Origin of the sequence: Citrobacter sp. Cu096 (assembly GCF_030332285.1) — a bacterium.
Taxonomy (GTDB): Bacteria; Pseudomonadota; Gammaproteobacteria; order Enterobacterales; family Enterobacteriaceae; genus Citrobacter; species Citrobacter meridianamericanus.
The window spans coordinates 386324-403233 of the sequence record NZ_JAOWID010000030.1 but is presented as its reverse complement, the minus strand read 5'-3'; the positions used below and the strand labels follow the sequence as shown (position 1 = coordinate 403233).

Genomic DNA, 16910 nt, shown 5'->3' with positions numbered 1-16910 from the left:
GCGGCATCAACGGTAACACTTAAGTAAAAATAATTAAATATTGTTTATAAATTATATTTAATTTTTAAAAATGTTATCAATACATTGGTATTTTATAGGGTTATTGACAATCATTTCTGGAAACCGCCCCCTCAGACAGGTACTATGCTGCGCTTTGCTATTCACCGCACGGATGCCTGTCGGTCTGCTGTATCAGGCCATTTTGATCTCAGAGTAATTATGTCTGCATCTCACACCTCCTCTGCAACAGTGGCAGAACACACGACCCGCGCCGTGCTGCGCCAACCCCGTCTGCTGGTTCGCGAAACGCTGGCTGGTGTGGTCACCGCCCTGGCACTGATCCCGGAAGTGATCTCTTTTTCCGTTATTGCTGGCGTCGATCCGAAAGTCAGTCTGATCGCCTCGGTTGTATTGTGCCTGGCAATGTCATTTTTAGGTGGGCGTCCGGCAATGGTTACCGCCGCTGCAGGATCGGTTGCGCTGGTCATTGGCCCGATGGTGCATCAACACGGTGTGCAGTACATCCTGCCTGCGGTAGTGCTGGCCGGAATTATTCAGATCCTGTTTGGCGTGCTGGGCATGGCGCGTCTGATGCGTTTCATCCCTGGGGCCGTCATGACCGGGTTCGTCAACGCGCTGGGAATTTTGATTTTCTTTGCTCAGGTCCCGCATTTCTGGGGCAAAAGCCCGCTAATCTGGGGGCTGTTTATTCTGACCCTGCTGATTGTGCTGTGGGTTCCGCGGTTTATTAAAGCCATTCCCGCGCCGCTTATCGCCATCGTGCTGCTGACGGTGTTCACTGTCACCAGCGGGCAACTGTTGCCGACCGTCGGTGACGAAGGTTCAATGAGCGGCGGACTGCCGGGATTAACGCAGTTACTCGTACCGCTCAACCTGCAAACGCTGGCGATTATCTGGCCCTGTGCGCTAAGCATCGCTTTTGTTGGTTTGATGGAGTCGCTGTTAACCGCCCGCCTGGTGGATGACCTGACGGTTACGCCGTCGAATAAGAATCGCGAGAGCGCCGGGCTTGGGATCGCCAATATTCTGGCCGGATGTTATGGCGGCATTGCCGGGTGCGCGATGATTGGTCAAACCATCGTTAACGTCGAGATGGGCAAAGGACGCAGTCGCGTCTCGACGTTTGCCGCCGGGCTGGTCTTGCTGCTGTTGGTTACCGCGTTAAGCGAAGTGATGGCGAAAATACCCATGTCGGTGCTGGCGGGGATTATGGTGATTGTGGCGGTGAAAACCTTCAGCTGGCATAGCATTCAACCCACCACACTGGCGAAACTCCCTGTGACTGAAACGCTGGTGATGCTACTGACCGTCGCCGCGACGGTGTCGACCGGCAACCTGGCGATTGGCGTGGTTGCCGGCGTAATGGCAATGCTCATTCTGCCGCGTATCGTCAGAGGCAAACGCGCGGCTACATCAGAAACAGCGTTGCCAGACCGAGAAAAATAAAGAATCCCCCGGTATCGGTGATAGCCGTAATCATCACGCTCGAGCCGACCGCCGGGTCACGCCCGAGCTTCACCATCGTCATCGGAATGATGACCCCCATTAATGCTGCCATCAACAAATTAAGCATCATCGCCAGGGTCATCACGCCGCCGAGCGCCATGTCATCATACAGCCACCAGGTAATACCGCCCATAATTCCGCCCCATACGAGGCCATTAATCACCGCCACGCCCATTTCACGCAGGATCAAAAACGTCAGGTTCCCCGGTTGAATATTTTGTAGCGCCAGCGCACGAACGATCATGGTGATGGTTTGATTCCCGGTATTACCGCCAATTCCCGCCACAATTGGCATCAGTGAGGCCAGCGCCACCAGTTGCGAAATCGTGTGTTCAAAACCGTCGATCACCCGCGAGGCGATGAAGGCGGTACAGAGGTTAACGGCCAGCCACGCCCAACGCGTTTTTACCGCTTTGGTAACGGGCGCAAACACGTCCTCTCCGGCGCTTAAGCCCCCCATTCGACGCAAATCGGTATCAGTTTCTTCATAGACCACATCGACGATCTCATCGATGGTTAAGCGGCCCATCAGCTTGCCTGAAGGGTCAACGACCGCGGCACTGACCAGGTCGTCACGTTCGAAGGTACGTGCAGCGTTTTCAGCGATATCGTCCGGAGAAAAGGTGAGCGGGTCATCTTCCATCACCTCGCTGACTTTGCGTTGCACATCATTAAGCAGAATGCAGGTTAGCGTCAGTTCGCCAACCAGCACTTTATTGCGATCGGTCACGAAGAGTTTATCGGTGTTCTCCGGCATTTTGCCCAACCGTCGCAGGTAGCGTTGCACCACTTCCAGCGTCACGTCCGGACGCACGGTGATGACTTCGAACTCCATAATCGCGCCGACGCGATTCTTCTCGTAATGCATTATCTGGCGGACACGCGCCCGCTCTTCGGCCGGTAACGTCGCCAGCAGTCGTCCAGTGAGGTTACGCGGGAGATGCTGCACCAGATAAATCTGTTCGTCGATATCGAGATATTGCAGCGCGTCCAGTATTTCGCGGTCGCTCATCTCATCGATCAGGTCGTCCCAGACGTTTTCTGACGCCTCAAGCAAGACGTTACCACGCTTTTCACTTTCGACCAGTCGCCACAGGGCGTGACGCTCTTCTGAAGGTAATGCTTCGAGGGTATCGGCTAAATCGGGCGGCGGCAGATGGGCAACCAGCGCCCCTACCTCAGCAATATCGTCGGCTAACGTACCGACGTCATATTGCTCAGCCAGGGTAAGCTTGCCCAACAGTGTTGAAACAATGGCTTTATCAGTGGTCAGCAACCAGATAAGACGCGCACGCTCTTCATCACGCAGTCTGGCGCTATTTTTGTTTGTAACGGACATTAATCATAAATCCATGATATGAAATATCATTAATCATGATGCTGATTTATGTAAATAACAACAAACAGCGCCGCCAGACGGATAAAAAACCGGCGGCACGTGAGATTATGCGGTGCGAGCCACAGCATCACGCGAGGCGGCATCACGCTCATCGCCCAGCAGTTCATTCAGCTGTCCATTACGCATTTCCAGCAGCCTGTCGGCATGAATAAAATAGTGATCGTCGTGGCTGATGGCGAAAATAGTTTTGCCCATTTCTTGCATCAAAGGTAACAGGACCTGATAGAACTCACGACGGAAATGGGGATCCTGATCGGCAGCCCATTCATCCAGCAAAATGATGTCTCGCTCCTCCGCCAGAGCCAGCAGCAGCGCCACGCGTTTCTTCTGCCCCTTCGACAGCTTCAGATTGAGGATGCGCCCCTCGCTCAGCTCCAGCTTGTGTCCCATTTTCAGATATTCCAGCCACTTCGCCACCAGCTGCGGATTGGCTTCTTTACCTTCCGGCCCCAGCAGTTTGTCGAATAGCCAGACGTCGGTAAATACGGCGGAGAACAGCTTGCGATAGTCTTCCGGCTTTTCAACGGCAACCGTTTTGCCATCAAGCAATATCTCGCCTGACTGCGGCTGGTAAAGCCCGGTCAGTAACATCGCCAGCGTAGACTTCCCGCTACCATTACCGCCAATAAGAAAGATCAGTTCACCGCGATGAATCGTCAGATTCACTGGTCCAACGGAGAAGGCGTTATCCTGATAGTGGAAAACCACGTTACGCAACTCCAGCGTTTGCCAGTTCGGAAACGCATTTGGTCGCGGGAATTCGGCCTTAAAGGGTGCCAGGTCGAACTTATTCAACTTGTTGAAGGCCACCTGCGCAGTGAGCAGCGTCGGTAGCGCGCCAACGGCAGAGAGCAGCGGCGTGCGCAGGAATAACAGCGTCAGAGAATAGGTCGCCGCCACGGCGGTATCCGCCCAGCCCAGACTGTTGGCCATCCAGAACACCAGGCCAATGGCGCCCAGCATCATAATGTTCGACCAGTTGACCGCGCTCAGGTGGAAAGTATCGGCACGAATAATATGGTGACGGTACTCTTTGGCATCCGGGACGTACATCTGATTAAAGATATGCTCGGCACGCTCACGGTTGAGCGTCAGCTCCTTGCGCCCTTCCAGTACCGTCTGATAATCGTTGTACAGTTTGTCTTCGGTTTCACGCAGGGTCGCCATGTGTTTATACACTCGCGCCACCAGCACAAATCCGCCCCAGATGGTGAGTGCCATCCAGATAGCCGTCACCAGCAACATTTTAGTCGACAACATCGCCAGATACGCCGCAGACCCGACGGTCAGGATAATCCCCTGCACCAGTTCAGGCAGGCGGACAAAGGCAATGGTGATATTGCGGATGTCGCTGGTTAATCCGGCCAGCAGCGAGGCGCTGCCAAGTTGTTCGATGCGTTCGACGTGGGTATCAAGAATACGTTTGATAAATTCACTGCGCAGACGATAGACAAAGTGGTGGCCCAGCGTGGTGAGTGCCAACTGTGAACCGAGGGTGACGACCATCAGTAACAGCAGCAGGCCAAGAAACTCCGGTAGCACCATCAGCGTGGTGTCGACCGTTTCAATCAGACGCTGGTTGATAAACGCAATCAGCCCAATCCCCAACGCGGCGCTGGCGAGGCTGAGCGCCATGACGCTGATAAATGGCCAGCGATACTGCCGCCAGACAAGAAGTAAAAGTTCCATGCGAACAACCCGGGCAAGTAATAACAGCCCGCAGTTTAAACATCTCTTCGCTGACAGCAATAATAATTCTTATTTTTATTCTTTTTTACCTGCCTGACGAAACGTCAGGTTATAGCGACAGTCTCCGGTCAACGGATGATACCCCGCCTTAAGCGGCTGGATCCCATGATAAAACAGCCGCGAATTGCCGCCCCATACCACCACATCACCATGTTCAAGCAGCAAACGCTTTAAGGGGTCATTACGGCGCAAGCCGCCAAATTGAAAGATAGCCGGTAACCCCAGCGACACCGAGACAATCGGTGCCCGCAGATCAGACTCGTCTTTATCCTGATGTAATGACAGTTTTGACCCTGGCGTGTAACGGTTGATAAGGCAGGCATCGGGTTGAAAGTCAGCATAGCCCGCCGCCGTTGCCGCCTGTTGGCAAAGGTCAGCAAAGACGTCCGGTAGTGGCGGCCAGTGTACGCCGGTTAACGGGTCGCAGGGTGAATACAAGTAGCCATGTTGATCCGTCGTCCAGCCCAGATGGCCGCAGTTGGTCATTGCCACCGACATCGTGTAGCCGCCCGGCGTCACCATCTGGCGAAATGGCGAGTGCCTGGCGACAGCGGCTATTGCTTGCAGTAAAGACGGTGTGCGGTCAAAAGCAAAACGTCGCAAAATAACCGCACCGGACGCCAGCGGTTCTTGCCAGGGTTTCGTATCCGCAAAGAGATCGAGCATTATGGTTCCTCGCGCGTCGTTTCACGCTGTAGTAACTGTGCCTTGCGCCCAATCCCCCACCGATAGCCCGAAAGCGCGCCATCGCCACGGATCACGCGGTGACACGGGATGACTATCGCCAGTTTATTGGCTCCACAAGCACTGGCCACTGCACGCACCGCTTTCGGTTTGCCGATGGCGTTGGCCAGTTGTTGGTAGCTGACTGTTTCACCACACGGAATTGCCCGCAGCGCCTGCCACACCTGCTGCTGAAATGCAGTTCCCCGGATATCCAGTGGTAACGATAGCGGCGTATCGCGCGAGTTGATCGCGGCGATCACTTCGCGCACACGCTGCTGAAACTCGGCATCTGCAGGTACGTCCTGAGCGGCGGGAAACAGCTCATGCAGATCCGCAGCCAATCTGGCATCATCATCGCCAAGCAAGATCGCGCAGATCCCGCGTTCGCTTTCCGCCACCAGGCAACGGCCCAGGTCGCAATCTGCCAGGGTATAGCGCACAGAAACGTTGTCGCCACCTTTGCGAAACTGCTTTGCGGTCATGCCCAAAGTCTCATCCGCTTTGCGGTAGTAGCTGCTACTGTCGGGGAATCCGGCGTTGAGGATCGCCTGCGTTACCGGAACGCCTTTCGCCAGGGCATCACGCAGACGGCGAGCGCGCCAGGACTGCTGCCACGCTTTCGGGGTCATGCCCGTCGTGGCTTTGAACAAGCGATGTAAGTGATACGGGCTCATCGCCACCTGCCGCGACAGTTCCTCGAGCGTAAGTGGTAACTCTTGCTCCAGTAGCTGGCAGGCATGGGCTATTTTCTCCATGCGATGCTGCTGCGCGCTGTCTTTATCCGGTTGGCAGCGTTTACAGGGACGAAAACCCGCAGCCAGCGCCTGACGAGCATCGGCAAAGAAACGGACATTTTTGCGCAGTGCATGTTTTGCACGACAGGACGGACGGCAAAAAATGCCGGTAGTCTGAACGGCGAAAACAAACTGACCGTCGGCATCGACATCGCGATTCACGACGGACTGCCAGCGGTCATCATCAGTTATCTGTACACGATTTTTCATTATGGACTCCTTTGTTAAGCATAGCGCTTAGCGTCAGTGTGTCCCCATAGCTGGATACAAAAACCTGCAATCTTGCTTTTTAATTATTTTCGCTGACCAGGAAGCTTTTAAACTGCGGCGACATCCAGGTTTTAAATCCCTCACCTTCTTTCATAATCATATAGACCGCAAGCCCTTCCCGACGCACTACCTCCTGGGCCTTTTCCGGACCGAGTACCATCAATCCGGTATCCCAGCCGTCAGCTTCCAGCGCGGTTGGCGCAATGACTGTCACGGACACCAGGTTGTGTTCAATCGGACGACCGGTTTGCGGATCGATAACATGGGAAAGACGCTTGCCATTCAGCTCATAATAGTTACGGTAGCTGCCGGAGGTACTAATGCCATGCCCGTTAATGTCGACAATTGCCTGTACCGCGTTTTCACGATCGGTCGGTTTCTGAATCGCGACTCGCCACGGATGCCCTTCTGCATTCATACCGCGGCTGTTGAGCGCACCGCCAACGGAAACCAGATAACGGGCGACCCCTTCCTGCTCCATCAAACGGGCCAGATGATCGGCGGCATAACCTTCACCGACGGTTGAGAGATCCACGTACAGCTCCGGCAGATCTTTCTGCAAGTAGTTCCGGTGTGCCTCATTAACAACCTTCAGATGTGAAAGTCCGGTTTGTGCTTTTGCGGCGTCAATTTGCGCCTGAGTGGGAATATGCAACGGTTGCTGATCCGGGCCAAACCCCCACAGATTAACCAACGGTCCTACGGTGATATCCATGGCCCCATCAGTTTTTGCGCCAATGCGTAACGCCAAGGTCACAATATCCGCCATCGCGTCATTAACCGGCCATGGTGACAAACTATTCGATAAGTTAAAGCGCATCAACGCAGAGTCATTTTTATAGGTTGAGAGAAGCTGATCGTCAGCATCGAGCTGAGTCTGGATCTTCACCTGTAGTTCTGCAGCGCGTTTTGCATCGACGCCAACGGCACTGACCCGCCAGAAAGTGCCCATGGTTTTACCTTCCAGAACGGTGGCAGGTACTGTGGTCTGAGCAGGTTTCGGGGCTTCATCGCACCCGACAAAAAAAATCGTCACCGTCAGCAGCGCTGCGCGATAAAATTTCATTTCCATACGTAATTATCCTCATGCGAACGGGCGCAAGAGTACACCAAAAATCATTGTTTGTACGGCGGAAAAACGGCATTAAAAAAGGCCCCGCAGGGCCTTTGATAACAATAAATGCAGATTAGAACTGGTAAACCAGACCCAGCGCTACGATATCATCGGTACCGATACCTGCGTCACGGGTGAACTGATTGTCATCCAGCAGGTTGATTTTGTAATCAACATAGGTGGACATGTTTTTGTTGAAGTAGTAAGTCGCGCCAACATCAACATATTTCACGATGTCCTGGTCGCCATAGCCACGGCCCAGGTCTTTGCCTTTGGACTGCAGGTAAGCCACGGACGGACGCAGACCGAAGTCGAACTGGTACTGAGCAACAGCTTCGAAGTTCTGTGCTTTGTTAGCCCAACCCAGGGAGCCTGCACGCGTTGCGTTGTAGGTCTGAGTGTACTGAGTTGCAAAGTAGAAGTTGTTGGCGTCGTATTTAATACCACCGGTATAGGTTTCAGCACGGTCGCCGGTACCGAAGTTCAAACGGTTCTGTTCGTCGGTACGTTTGGAACTGGTGACTGCAGTACCCAGAGAGAAGCCTTCGCCGATATCATAAGTGATAGATCCGCCAACGCCGTCGCCGTTTTGGCGCAGCGCGTCACGACCGTTGTTGGTTACGCCAGTGAAAGTTCTGCCGGTATCGTCTTCGCCACTCACGCTACCGTTTTTACCCTGGTACTGAATGGCAAAGTTCAGGCCATCAACCAGACCGAAGAAGTCGGTGTTACGGTAGGTCGCGAAGCCGTTACCACGCTGCTGCATGAAGTTGTCAGAACCGTAGGTGTCGCCGCCGAATTCCGGCAGAACGTCGGTCCAGGACGTTACGTCGTAAACTACGCCGTAGTTACGACCGTAGTCGAATGAACCCACGTCTGCGAATTTCAGACCAGCAAACGCCACACGGGTCCAGGCGTTGTTTTCATTTTCTGCGGAGTTACCCTGAATCTGGTATTCCCACTGGCCGTAACCGGTCAGTTGGTCGTTAACCTGGGTTTCGCCTTTGAAGCCGATACGCATATAGGTTTGGTCACCGTCAGCGCTTTTATCATCGGAGAAATAGTGCAGACCGTCGACTTTGCCGTACAGGTCTAATTTGTTGCCGTCTTTGTTATAAATTTCAGCCGCATTCGCTGCGCCTGCTACCAGCAGTGCTGGTACCAGGAGGGACAGTACTTTAACTTTCATGTTATTAACCCTCTGTTATATGCCTTTATTGCTTTTTTATGCCACTGCATACTGATTAAGGTGATTAACCAGTCGGCAACTTCATTCTCCGCAAAAACACAGAATAATCCAACACGAATATGATACTAATACTTTAAAGATGTTTCATTTGTCCACATACATGTTTCTAGATGTTAATAGTCGGGAACTTTTTTTAATTCAAAAATAGCGCAGAATAAGCACAAATAATCAAGAATTATTAATTTATTCATATAAAACATGCAATTACATTATAAAAACCTATAGCACTGAATGACAAAACAAAATCTTCACTCGCAACTAAAATAGACCCGCTATCATCATTAACTTTATTTATTACCGTCATTCATTTATGAATGTCTGTTTACCCCTATTTCAACCGAATGCTTCGCGTTCGGTTTTTTTTTTACCCTTCTTTACACAAAACTTACCATTCTGTGCTACCAATGCAAAACTATAACGACTATTAACTATCTCATCGCAACGTGTACAGATATAAGATTGATAAATAATTTCTTGTTATTTAATGCTAAACGTATGCATTCCGTACAAATATATGTACCGACCGTTATCCACTGTACACCTTTGCAGCGTAATGGCTGCAACGATATGCAGCGTAAAAAATACGGGCTATGCAGTATGGTGTAAGTGTGGCAATTCATACATTACCCTTTATACTGCCCCTTCATCTTTCGCGTCGTTTAACAGGTCATAAACACGAATGAGTCAGTCTGACACAACGGTTTCTACCCGATTCTCCCTGCTACCGGGAAGTATTACCCGTTTCTTCTTATTACTGATCGTTGTGCTGTTAGTGATGATGGGCGTGATGGTTCAGAGCGCCGTCAATACCTGGTTAAAGGATAAGAGTTATCAGATTGTCGATATCACCCATGCGATTCATAAAAGAGTCGATACCTGGCGATACGTGACCTGGCAAATCTATGACAATATTGCCGCCGCGACCAGTTCGTCCGGTGCAGAAGGGCTGCAGGAAACGCGCCTGAAACAAGACGTCTATTATCTTGAGAAACCCCGCAGAAAGACCGAGGCGCTGATTTTCGGTTCTCATGACAGTTCGACACTGGAGATGACCCAGCGCATCTCCACCTATCTCGATACGCTGTGGGGCGCGGAAAATGTTCCGTGGTCAATGTATTACCTGAATGGTCAGGACAATAGCCTGATCCTTATCTCAACGTTGCCGCTAAAAGATCTCACCTCCGGTTTTAAAGAATCGACCATCGGTAATATTGTCGATTCACGACGTGCGGAAATGCTGCAGCAAGCCAATGCGTTGGATGAACGTGAAAGCTTCTCTTCACTGCGCCGTCTGGCCTGGCAAAACGGGCATTACTTCACGCTACGCACGACCTTTAATCAGCCTGGACATCTGGCAACGGTCGTCGCTTTTGACCTGCCGATTAATGACTTGATCCCACCCGGCATGCAACTTGACAGTTTCCATCTGGAACCTGACGCCGCCTCCACGACCGAACACCTGAATGAAAAAGAGTCGCCTGACAGCGTCAGTATTAATTTCAACAACAGTAAAATTGAGATCTCTTCGGCGTTAAATTCAACGGGTATGCGGCTGGTGTGGCAAGTACCGTTTGGCTCATTGCTGGTCGACACGCTGCAAAGTATTCTGCTACCGCTGTTACTGAACATTGCGTTGCTGGCCCTGGCACTGTTTGGCTATACCACCTTTCGCCACCTCCCCGCCCGTTCCACCGAAGTGGCGCCAAACCTTACGGCAAATAATGAACTGCGTGTTCTGCGCGCCATCAATGAAGAGATTGTGTCTTTGCTCCCGCTGGGCTTGCTGGTACACGATCAGGAAGCAAACCGCACGGTTATCAGCAATAAAATTGCCGACCACCTGCTGCCGCATTTAAATCTGCAAAATATTACCAGTATGGCGGAACAGCATCAGGGAGTCATTCAGGCCACCATCAACAATGAGCTGTATGAAATCAGACTATTCCGCAGCCAGATCTCATCGAGAACGCAGATCTTTATCATTCGTGACCAGGACCGCGAAGTGCTGGTGAATAAGAAGCTGAAGCAGGCGCAACGACTGTATGAAAAAAACCAGCAGGCCCGCGCGGCCTTTATGCAGAATATTGGCAGCGCGCTGAAAGATCCGGCTAAAACACTGGCAGCTAATGCCGCCGCGCTCGATACCCCTGACAGCCAGAAACTGGCAAATCAGGCAGACGTGCTGGTGCGTATGATAGACGAAATCCAGTTGGCCAACTTGCTGGAAAGCGACGACTGGAAGGGTGAATCGACGCTGTTTTCTATACAGGCCTTAATTGATGACGTGGTTCCGGAGCTTCTGCCAGCCATTAAACGTAAAGGGCTGCAGCTATTGATTAAAAATCACCTTAGCGCGCAGGATGAACGCCGTGGCGACCGGGATGCTCTGCGCCGTATTTTGCTGTTACTGATCCAATATGCGGTAACCACCACGCAAATTGGCAAAATCACGCTGGAAGTCGACCAGGATGAGTCGGAAGCTGAGCGCCTGACCTTCCGTATTCTGGATACCGGGGAAGGCGTCACGCTGAATGAAGTAGATAACCTGCATTTCCCGTTCATCAATGATACGCAAGGCGATCGGTATGGCAAAGCCAATCCGCTAACGTTCTGGTTATGCGATCAGCTCGCCCGCAAGTTGGGTGGACATCTGAATATTAAAGCGCGGGAAGAACTTGGAACACGTTATATAGTCCATGTTAAAATGCCCCTTCACGATCAGCATACTGAAAGTGAAGAACGTTTGTTAGATGACGTCTGCGTAATGGTTGATGTCACCTCTAATGACGTACGCAGCATTGTATTGCGCCAGCTGGAGAACTGGGGGGCAACGTGCATCACGCCCGATGAGCGGTTGAATAGTCAAGAATATGATCTCTTTTTAACGGATAATCCGTCTAATCTTACTGCCTCAGGCCTTCTTTTAAGCGATGATGAGTCTGGCGTGCGAAAAATTGGCCCTGGTCAGCTGCGCGTCAACTTTAATATGAGCAATGCTATGCAGGAAGCTGTCCTCGAGCTGATAGAAGAGCAACTGGCACAAGAAGAACTCCAGGATCTTCCCCCTGGCGGAGATGAAAACGTCGAACTTCATGCCAGCGGCTACTATGCACTCTTTGTTGACACAGTACCGGATGATGTTAAGAGGTTGTATACTGAGGCAGCAACCAGTGATTTCGCTGCGTTAGCCCAAACGGCCCATCGCCTGAAAGGCGTGTTTGCCATGCTTAATCTGGTACCCGGCAAGCAGTTATGTGAAGCGCTGGAACATCTTATCCAAGAGAAAGATGCTCCAGGTATAGAAAAATACATCAGCGACATTGACAATTACGTCAAGAGCTTGCTGTAGCAAGGTAGCCCACTACATGAACACTATGAACGTAATTATTGCCGATGACCATCCGATTGTACTGTTCGGTATTCGTAAATCACTTGAACAAATCGAGTGGGTAAACGTTGTCGGCGAATTTGAAGACTCCACTGCACTGATCAACAATTTGCCTAAGTTAGATGCTCATGTGTTGATTACCGACCTCTCTATGCCGGGAGATAAATACGGTGATGGGATCACGTTAATTAAGTATATCAAGCGCCATTTCCCGAGCCTGTCGATTATCGTTCTGACCATGAATAATAACCCGGCTATCCTGAGCGCGGTACTGGATCTCGATATTGAAGGGATTGTTCTGAAGCAAGGCGCGCCAACCGATCTGCCGAAAGCGCTTGCCGCGCTGCAAAAGGGTAAGAAATTCACCCCGGAAAGCGTTTCTCGCCTGCTGGAAAAAATCAGCGCCAGCGGCTACGGCGACAAACGTCTGTCACCGAAAGAGAGCGAAGTTCTGCGTCTGTTTGCCGAAGGTTTCCTGGTCACCGAAATCGCGAAAAAACTCAACCGCAGTATTAAAACCATCAGCAGCCAGAAAAAGTCGGCAATGATGAAGCTTGGTGTGGAAAACGATATCGCCCTGTTGAATTACCTCTCCTCTGTCACGTTGAGCCCGTCAGACAAAGAGTAATTCTCTGTATCCAAAAAAGCCTGATGTGCATAACGCCATCAGGCTTTTTTTATCCCCGCGTCTTTCTCACTCTTTCCGCGTAAACCGTCAGCGTTTGCTTTAATACATCTAATGTCACTGGCTTAGACAAACAGCTATCCATACCTGATTCCAGGCAACGCTGCTTCTCTTCGGCCAGCGCGTTTGCCGTCACCCCGACAACCGGCAGCGTCAACCCTAACTGACGGATACGCTGCGTCAGGCGATAACCATCCATATTTGGCATGTTGACGTCGCTCAACACAATGTCGATATGGTTTTTGCTCAGCACATTAAGCGCGTCCACCCCGTCATTCGCCGTTTTACACTGATATCCCAACGATCCCAACTGATCGGCCAGTAAACGCCGATTAATAGGATGATCGTCGACCACCAGGATCATCATGTCATCGTTGGTCGCCCCCACTTTATCCGGGACTGGCAGCGCCGTGGAAAGCTCTTCACTGCTCAGCTCAACGCTGTAAATATGCGCCAGCAGCGCAGGCAGTTCATGCGGTGATGCCACGCTGTGTACCCACTCCCCCGGCACTCTTTCCAGCGGAATACCGATATGACGGCGGCAGAAAATTACCGCAGCCCGTCCCTGCCACTCCTGGTCCAGCACATCGTCGGCAATCAGCAGGTCATCTGCATCCGGTTGCTGCCCTTCATAACGCAGCACCGTCATCCCGTTACGTGTCAGACTGGATTCAACAAACTGATACAGCGACGCGTTGCGCACCGCCAGCCAGCAACGTTTGCCGACAAGCCCATCGATACCTTTGTTCAGCGGATACTGCGCGCCATACAGCGGAATACGCAGCATAAACTGGCTACCCATTCCCGGTTCTGAATCGACGGAAATATCCCCATCCATCATGCTGATCAGTTTTTCACAGATAGCCAAACCGAGCCCGGTTCCCTGGAAATTACGCTGAACGCCAGTACCTACCTGGAAGAAAGGATCAAATAGCCGGACGACTTCCTTGGCTGGGATCCCGACCCCGGTATCACGTACGCGAATACTTAGATAGTCGCCGTTACATTGCACGTGGAGCACAATGCAGCCGGTATCGGTAAACTTGATAGCATTACTCAGCAGATTAGAAATCACCTGCTGTAAACGCATCGGATCGCCATTAAGCGCAACCGGGACATTCGGGTCGATAAAGCAGTACAACCCCAGTTGTTTGCGAACCACCAGCGGCAGATAGTTAGCCGTAATATGATTCATTACTTCACGCGGTGAAAACTCGCGCGGTTCAATTTTCAACTGTTCAGATTCAATTTTCGAGAAATCGAGAATATCGCTAATAATCTTCAACAGCAGGCTGGAAGAGTTGTTCATCGCCGTCACCAGGCGATCCACTCCGTTGGGTAACTCTTTGGTTTGCAACAAATCAAGGTTACCAATAATACCGTACAATGGCGTGCGTAGCTCGTGGCTCACGGTCGCAAGGAACATCGATTTGGACTGGCTCGCCTGCTCCGCCGCTTGCGCCATCTCCTGCAATGACTCTTCCATTTTAACGCGCGCGCTGACGTCAACCAGCACGCAAATTGCCACGTTTTCATTACGATAGCGCGAGTGTACAAAGCTGATTTGCAGATTGGTATTGTTGCTGGTCAGCACATCAACAAAATTGACCTGCTGACCGCAGATAATTTGCGTTAACCGTTGCCGGTCTTCATGGGTCAGCATATTGAGATAGGTATGCGCCAGCTCATTACTCAGGATATTAATGCCATCCATCGTGCGCAGAATACAAATGCCAACCGGCGCGGAAGCCACGATTTTACGGTTAAACTGCTCGTGCTCTTCCAGCCGCTGAGCATCGCTTTCCGCAGGAATAAAAATGCGCCGCTCATACATGCGCGTGAGCATAAATAACGCCGCGCCAACCAGCACATTCAGCAGGATAGCATTCAGGATCATCATGCGGATCCGCTCCAGCACCAGGTCGACCGGCACGGAATACACAATGCTCAGCGCTGACGGCGGCAGATTTTTCTTCAGCACCAGTTCGTGAAAACCCGACGTATAGCCAAACCAGGAACGCTCCTGCATCCAGCGAGGTTCAGCCTTAATATTACTCTCGGGACCGGTAAGCGAAATTAGCGCATGACCATTTTCATCAAGAATTGTCACTCCCATTGGTAAACTGCCCGGCGTGAAAAAGTTCTCCATGCGAATAGGCTGTTCCACACCCAATAGCGCCTGCAGTCGGTTGGCAAGATATACCGGCGTCAGCGCATAGAAATAGCCGACTCCTGGCCGCGGCCCCTGGCTAATCCAGAACAGGTTGTTACCGTTTTCGTCCTGCGGCGCATTGCGATACTTAATAATGCGCTCATGCAGCGCCTTCAGCGCCCCGTCACGTTCAACCGGCGTATCACGCAAGCCGAAATTAGCCATACAAAGGTTGTCGCTGCCAATCAGAAACACGCGGTTCAAATCATAGGCCGCGGAAAAGTTGTCACGCCAGTAGCGCATAAACCACGCCAGTGATTCCAGCGAACCTCGCCAGGTATTGCCCATCACCGAGCAGTCAGAGTCGGCAAACAGCGGCTCAAAGTTTGGCACGACGGTTTTATCATCCCGCGCCCGCAACGACATCACGCCGTTTTCCGCCGTTAAGCGATTCTCCGCGATATATTTCAGTTCTTTAATCACATCAGAGGTGCGCTGAATGTAACGTTGCGCCTGATCGGAGCTGAGATTAAGCTCCTGGTGAATCTCAGACTCTCTCTGGTGCAACGCATTCACGATGTAGAAAACGGAGGCAAACGCGATTAGACACCAAATCAGGAGCGCCAACGCCCTGAACAGATAGCGAGAGACTTTTAGCGTTGAATGAACGGAAGCAAGGTATTTCAAAGGGGCGAAGCTCCGCCTCAGGGCATTAATAGAGTGTCGTTAAGGTAGCGGTAAATGTCCGGCGTCGCAATGCCCTCTCTTTACACGGCCATTATACACGGCCCTGGCTCTGCTGTCTTAACCCCGCGACTTTTACACCACCGAACGATTGCTGCGCCGATGACTTCTCTTGTTTATATCGTAGAAATCGCCAGCCGTTCAGCAGTCTTATCTGAAAATAAGAAAAAACGCTTCGCGCCTTGCCCTGCTTAACGACATGCAGAACATCGTCTGATCCCCTGCGCGTACACGAGTACGCGAGCGCCACAGAGGTAACTTGAAGGAAAAAGTGTATATGTCATAATAAACAAAACCGAGGGACCTCAATGAACATTATCGAACAGCTTCAGTTACTGGTAAAAACGGGCTCACACACGGAACAAACTATTAGCCGTTACATTCTGGCTACATTATCAGGTGCAGAAAAACTGACCTCGACGGCAATATCAAAAAAGACCCATACCAGCCAACCGTCTATTGTTCGTTTTGCCCAAGCTCTCGGTTATACCGGTTTTACTTCCTTTAAATATGATTTAATTAAGTGTCTACGCAGTGAGCCCGCCGCCCTGCTTCCGGCGCAGGCGGCCAGGAACAATATTATTCTCAGTGAATTTATTAACAATAATAACCCGGCGGCGATTAATACTTTCTTTGAAATTATCAGCTCCAGTCGTAATCTTTATTTTTGTCACTCACGGGAACTCGGTTCTCTGCTCAGCAATATTATTCAGGACTATAGTGATATTGGTAAGGTGTGTATTCCCGTTGAGTATCAAAACGCCGATTCGCTGTTAGCCAACAGCCTGACAGATTGTGATTCCGTCATCCTGCTGCCGGGCTCCAAGGATGAGCCGGATAACCAGTTGATTACATTGATTCGCGAGCATGAAGCCGCCTCGCTGGCCGTCGCCTGTCATCAGAGCGGTACATCACTGGCCGATGTGACGCTGTACACCCCGCAATCCAGCGTCAGTCCTCTGAGTTTCGCCGCGTTGAAAATGTCACTGCATACGCTTTTTTTTCATGCCCTGCAATATTGCTATCTGAATATGAATAATGAAAAGACGTCCCATAAACGATGATCGTTGGCAGGGTCAGGGGGAATAAGATACCCTGCTTTAATCAGAGAAA

The 16910-nt window shown here is 51.3% G+C and carries 11 protein-coding genes; 4 read left to right on the top strand and 7 right to left on the bottom strand.

Translation table 11 applies throughout. The features are described 5' to 3' along the window. Positions 1–219: 219 nt before the first annotated feature. Positions 220–1467: a SulP family inorganic anion transporter gene (locus OGX99_RS16230; protein ID WP_286544226.1), complete on the top strand. Its 1248-nt coding sequence runs from the start codon at positions 220–222 to the stop codon at positions 1465–1467. Here OGX99_RS16230 and mgtE read toward each other — a convergent pair. The 6 genes from mgtE to OGX99_RS16200 form a co-directional block, all read right to left on the bottom strand. Then, positions 1430–2866: a magnesium transporter gene (gene mgtE, locus OGX99_RS16225; protein WP_286544224.1), complete on the bottom strand. Its 1437-nt coding sequence runs from the start codon at positions 2864–2866 to the stop codon at positions 1430–1432. The genes OGX99_RS16230 and mgtE overlap by 38 nt on opposite strands. 105 nt (positions 2867–2971) lie before the next feature. Beyond that, positions 2972–4615, bottom strand: a complete 1644-nt coding sequence (locus OGX99_RS16220) for a multidrug ABC transporter permease/ATP-binding protein (protein ID WP_151224743.1) — start codon at positions 4613–4615, stop codon at positions 2972–2974. Positions 4616–4690: 75 nt separating this feature from the next. Next, complete coding sequence (alkB, locus tag OGX99_RS16215; protein ID WP_210904546.1) at positions 4691–5341, bottom strand: DNA oxidative demethylase AlkB; 651 nt, start codon at positions 5339–5341, stop codon at positions 4691–4693. Beyond that, the gene (ada, locus tag OGX99_RS16210) at positions 5341–6405 is read right to left on the bottom strand and encodes a bifunctional DNA-binding transcriptional regulator/O6-methylguanine-DNA methyltransferase Ada (RefSeq protein WP_210904545.1); all 1065 of its coding nucleotides are present in this window, start codon (positions 6403–6405) and stop codon (positions 5341–5343) included. The genes alkB and ada overlap by 1 nt, the downstream gene beginning before the upstream one ends. A gap of 79 nt (positions 6406–6484) precedes the next feature. Beyond that, entirely contained in the window at positions 6485–7537 is a 1053-nt protein-coding gene (gene apbE / locus OGX99_RS16205) for an FAD:protein FMN transferase ApbE (protein ID WP_187253439.1), read from the bottom strand. A 115-nt stretch (positions 7538–7652) separates the two neighbouring features. Then, positions 7653–8768 carry a porin OmpC gene (locus OGX99_RS16200; RefSeq protein WP_151219887.1) on the bottom strand — a complete coding sequence of 372 codons (1116 nt, stop codon included), beginning with the start codon at positions 8766–8768 and terminating at the stop codon, positions 7653–7655. Between the two features lie 739 nt (positions 8769–9507). Here OGX99_RS16200 and rcsD point away from each other — a divergent pair. Then, the gene (gene rcsD, locus OGX99_RS16195; protein ID WP_151219888.1) at positions 9508–12177 is read left to right on the top strand and encodes a phosphotransferase RcsD; all 2670 of its coding nucleotides are present in this window, start codon (positions 9508–9510) and stop codon (positions 12175–12177) included. 16 nt (positions 12178–12193) lie between these two features. After that, positions 12194–12844 carry a response regulator transcription factor RcsB gene (rcsB, locus tag OGX99_RS16190; RefSeq protein ID WP_003027592.1) on the top strand — a complete coding sequence of 217 codons (651 nt, stop codon included), beginning with the start codon at positions 12194–12196 and terminating at the stop codon, positions 12842–12844. Between the two features lie 49 nt (positions 12845–12893). On the opposite strand, the gene rcsC is transcribed toward rcsB, so the two are convergent. Beyond that, positions 12894–15740 (bottom strand): two-component system sensor histidine kinase RcsC, encoded by a 2847-nt coding sequence (gene rcsC, locus OGX99_RS16185; protein WP_151219889.1) that lies wholly within the window; start codon positions 15738–15740, stop codon positions 12894–12896. Positions 15741–16105: 365 nt separating this feature from the next. Here rcsC and OGX99_RS16180 point away from each other — a divergent pair, with 365 nt between their 5' ends. Beyond that, positions 16106–16861 (top strand): MurR/RpiR family transcriptional regulator, encoded by a 756-nt coding sequence (locus OGX99_RS16180; protein WP_278237792.1) that lies wholly within the window; start codon positions 16106–16108, stop codon positions 16859–16861. Positions 16862–16910: the final 49 nt, after the last annotated feature.

Excerpts from the sequence above, each read along its gene's own strand:
- OGX99_RS16230 (WP_286544226.1), top strand. The coding sequence starts at position 220 with ATGTCTGCATCTCACACCTCCTCTGCAACAGTGGCAGAACACACGACC.
- mgtE (WP_286544224.1), bottom strand. The coding sequence starts at position 2,866 with ATGTCCGTTACAAACAAAAATAGCGCCAGACTGCGTGATGAAGAGCGT.
- OGX99_RS16220 (WP_151224743.1), bottom strand. The coding sequence starts at position 4,615 with ATGGAACTTTTACTTCTTGTCTGGCGGCAGTATCGCTGGCCATTTATC.
- alkB (WP_210904546.1), bottom strand. The coding sequence starts at position 5,341 with ATGCTCGATCTCTTTGCGGATACGAAACCCTGGCAAGAACCGCTGGCG.
- ada (WP_210904545.1), bottom strand. The coding sequence starts at position 6,405 with ATGAAAAATCGTGTACAGATAACTGATGATGACCGCTGGCAGTCCGTC.
- apbE (WP_187253439.1), bottom strand. The coding sequence starts at position 7,537 with ATGGAAATGAAATTTTATCGCGCAGCGCTGCTGACGGTGACGATTTTT.
- OGX99_RS16200 (WP_151219887.1), bottom strand. The coding sequence starts at position 8,768 with ATGAAAGTTAAAGTACTGTCCCTCCTGGTACCAGCACTGCTGGTAGCA.
- rcsD (WP_151219888.1), top strand. The coding sequence starts at position 9,508 with ATGAGTCAGTCTGACACAACGGTTTCTACCCGATTCTCCCTGCTACCG.
- rcsB (WP_003027592.1), top strand. The coding sequence starts at position 12,194 with ATGAACACTATGAACGTAATTATTGCCGATGACCATCCGATTGTACTG.
- OGX99_RS16180 (WP_278237792.1), top strand. The coding sequence starts at position 16,106 with ATGAACATTATCGAACAGCTTCAGTTACTGGTAAAAACGGGCTCACAC.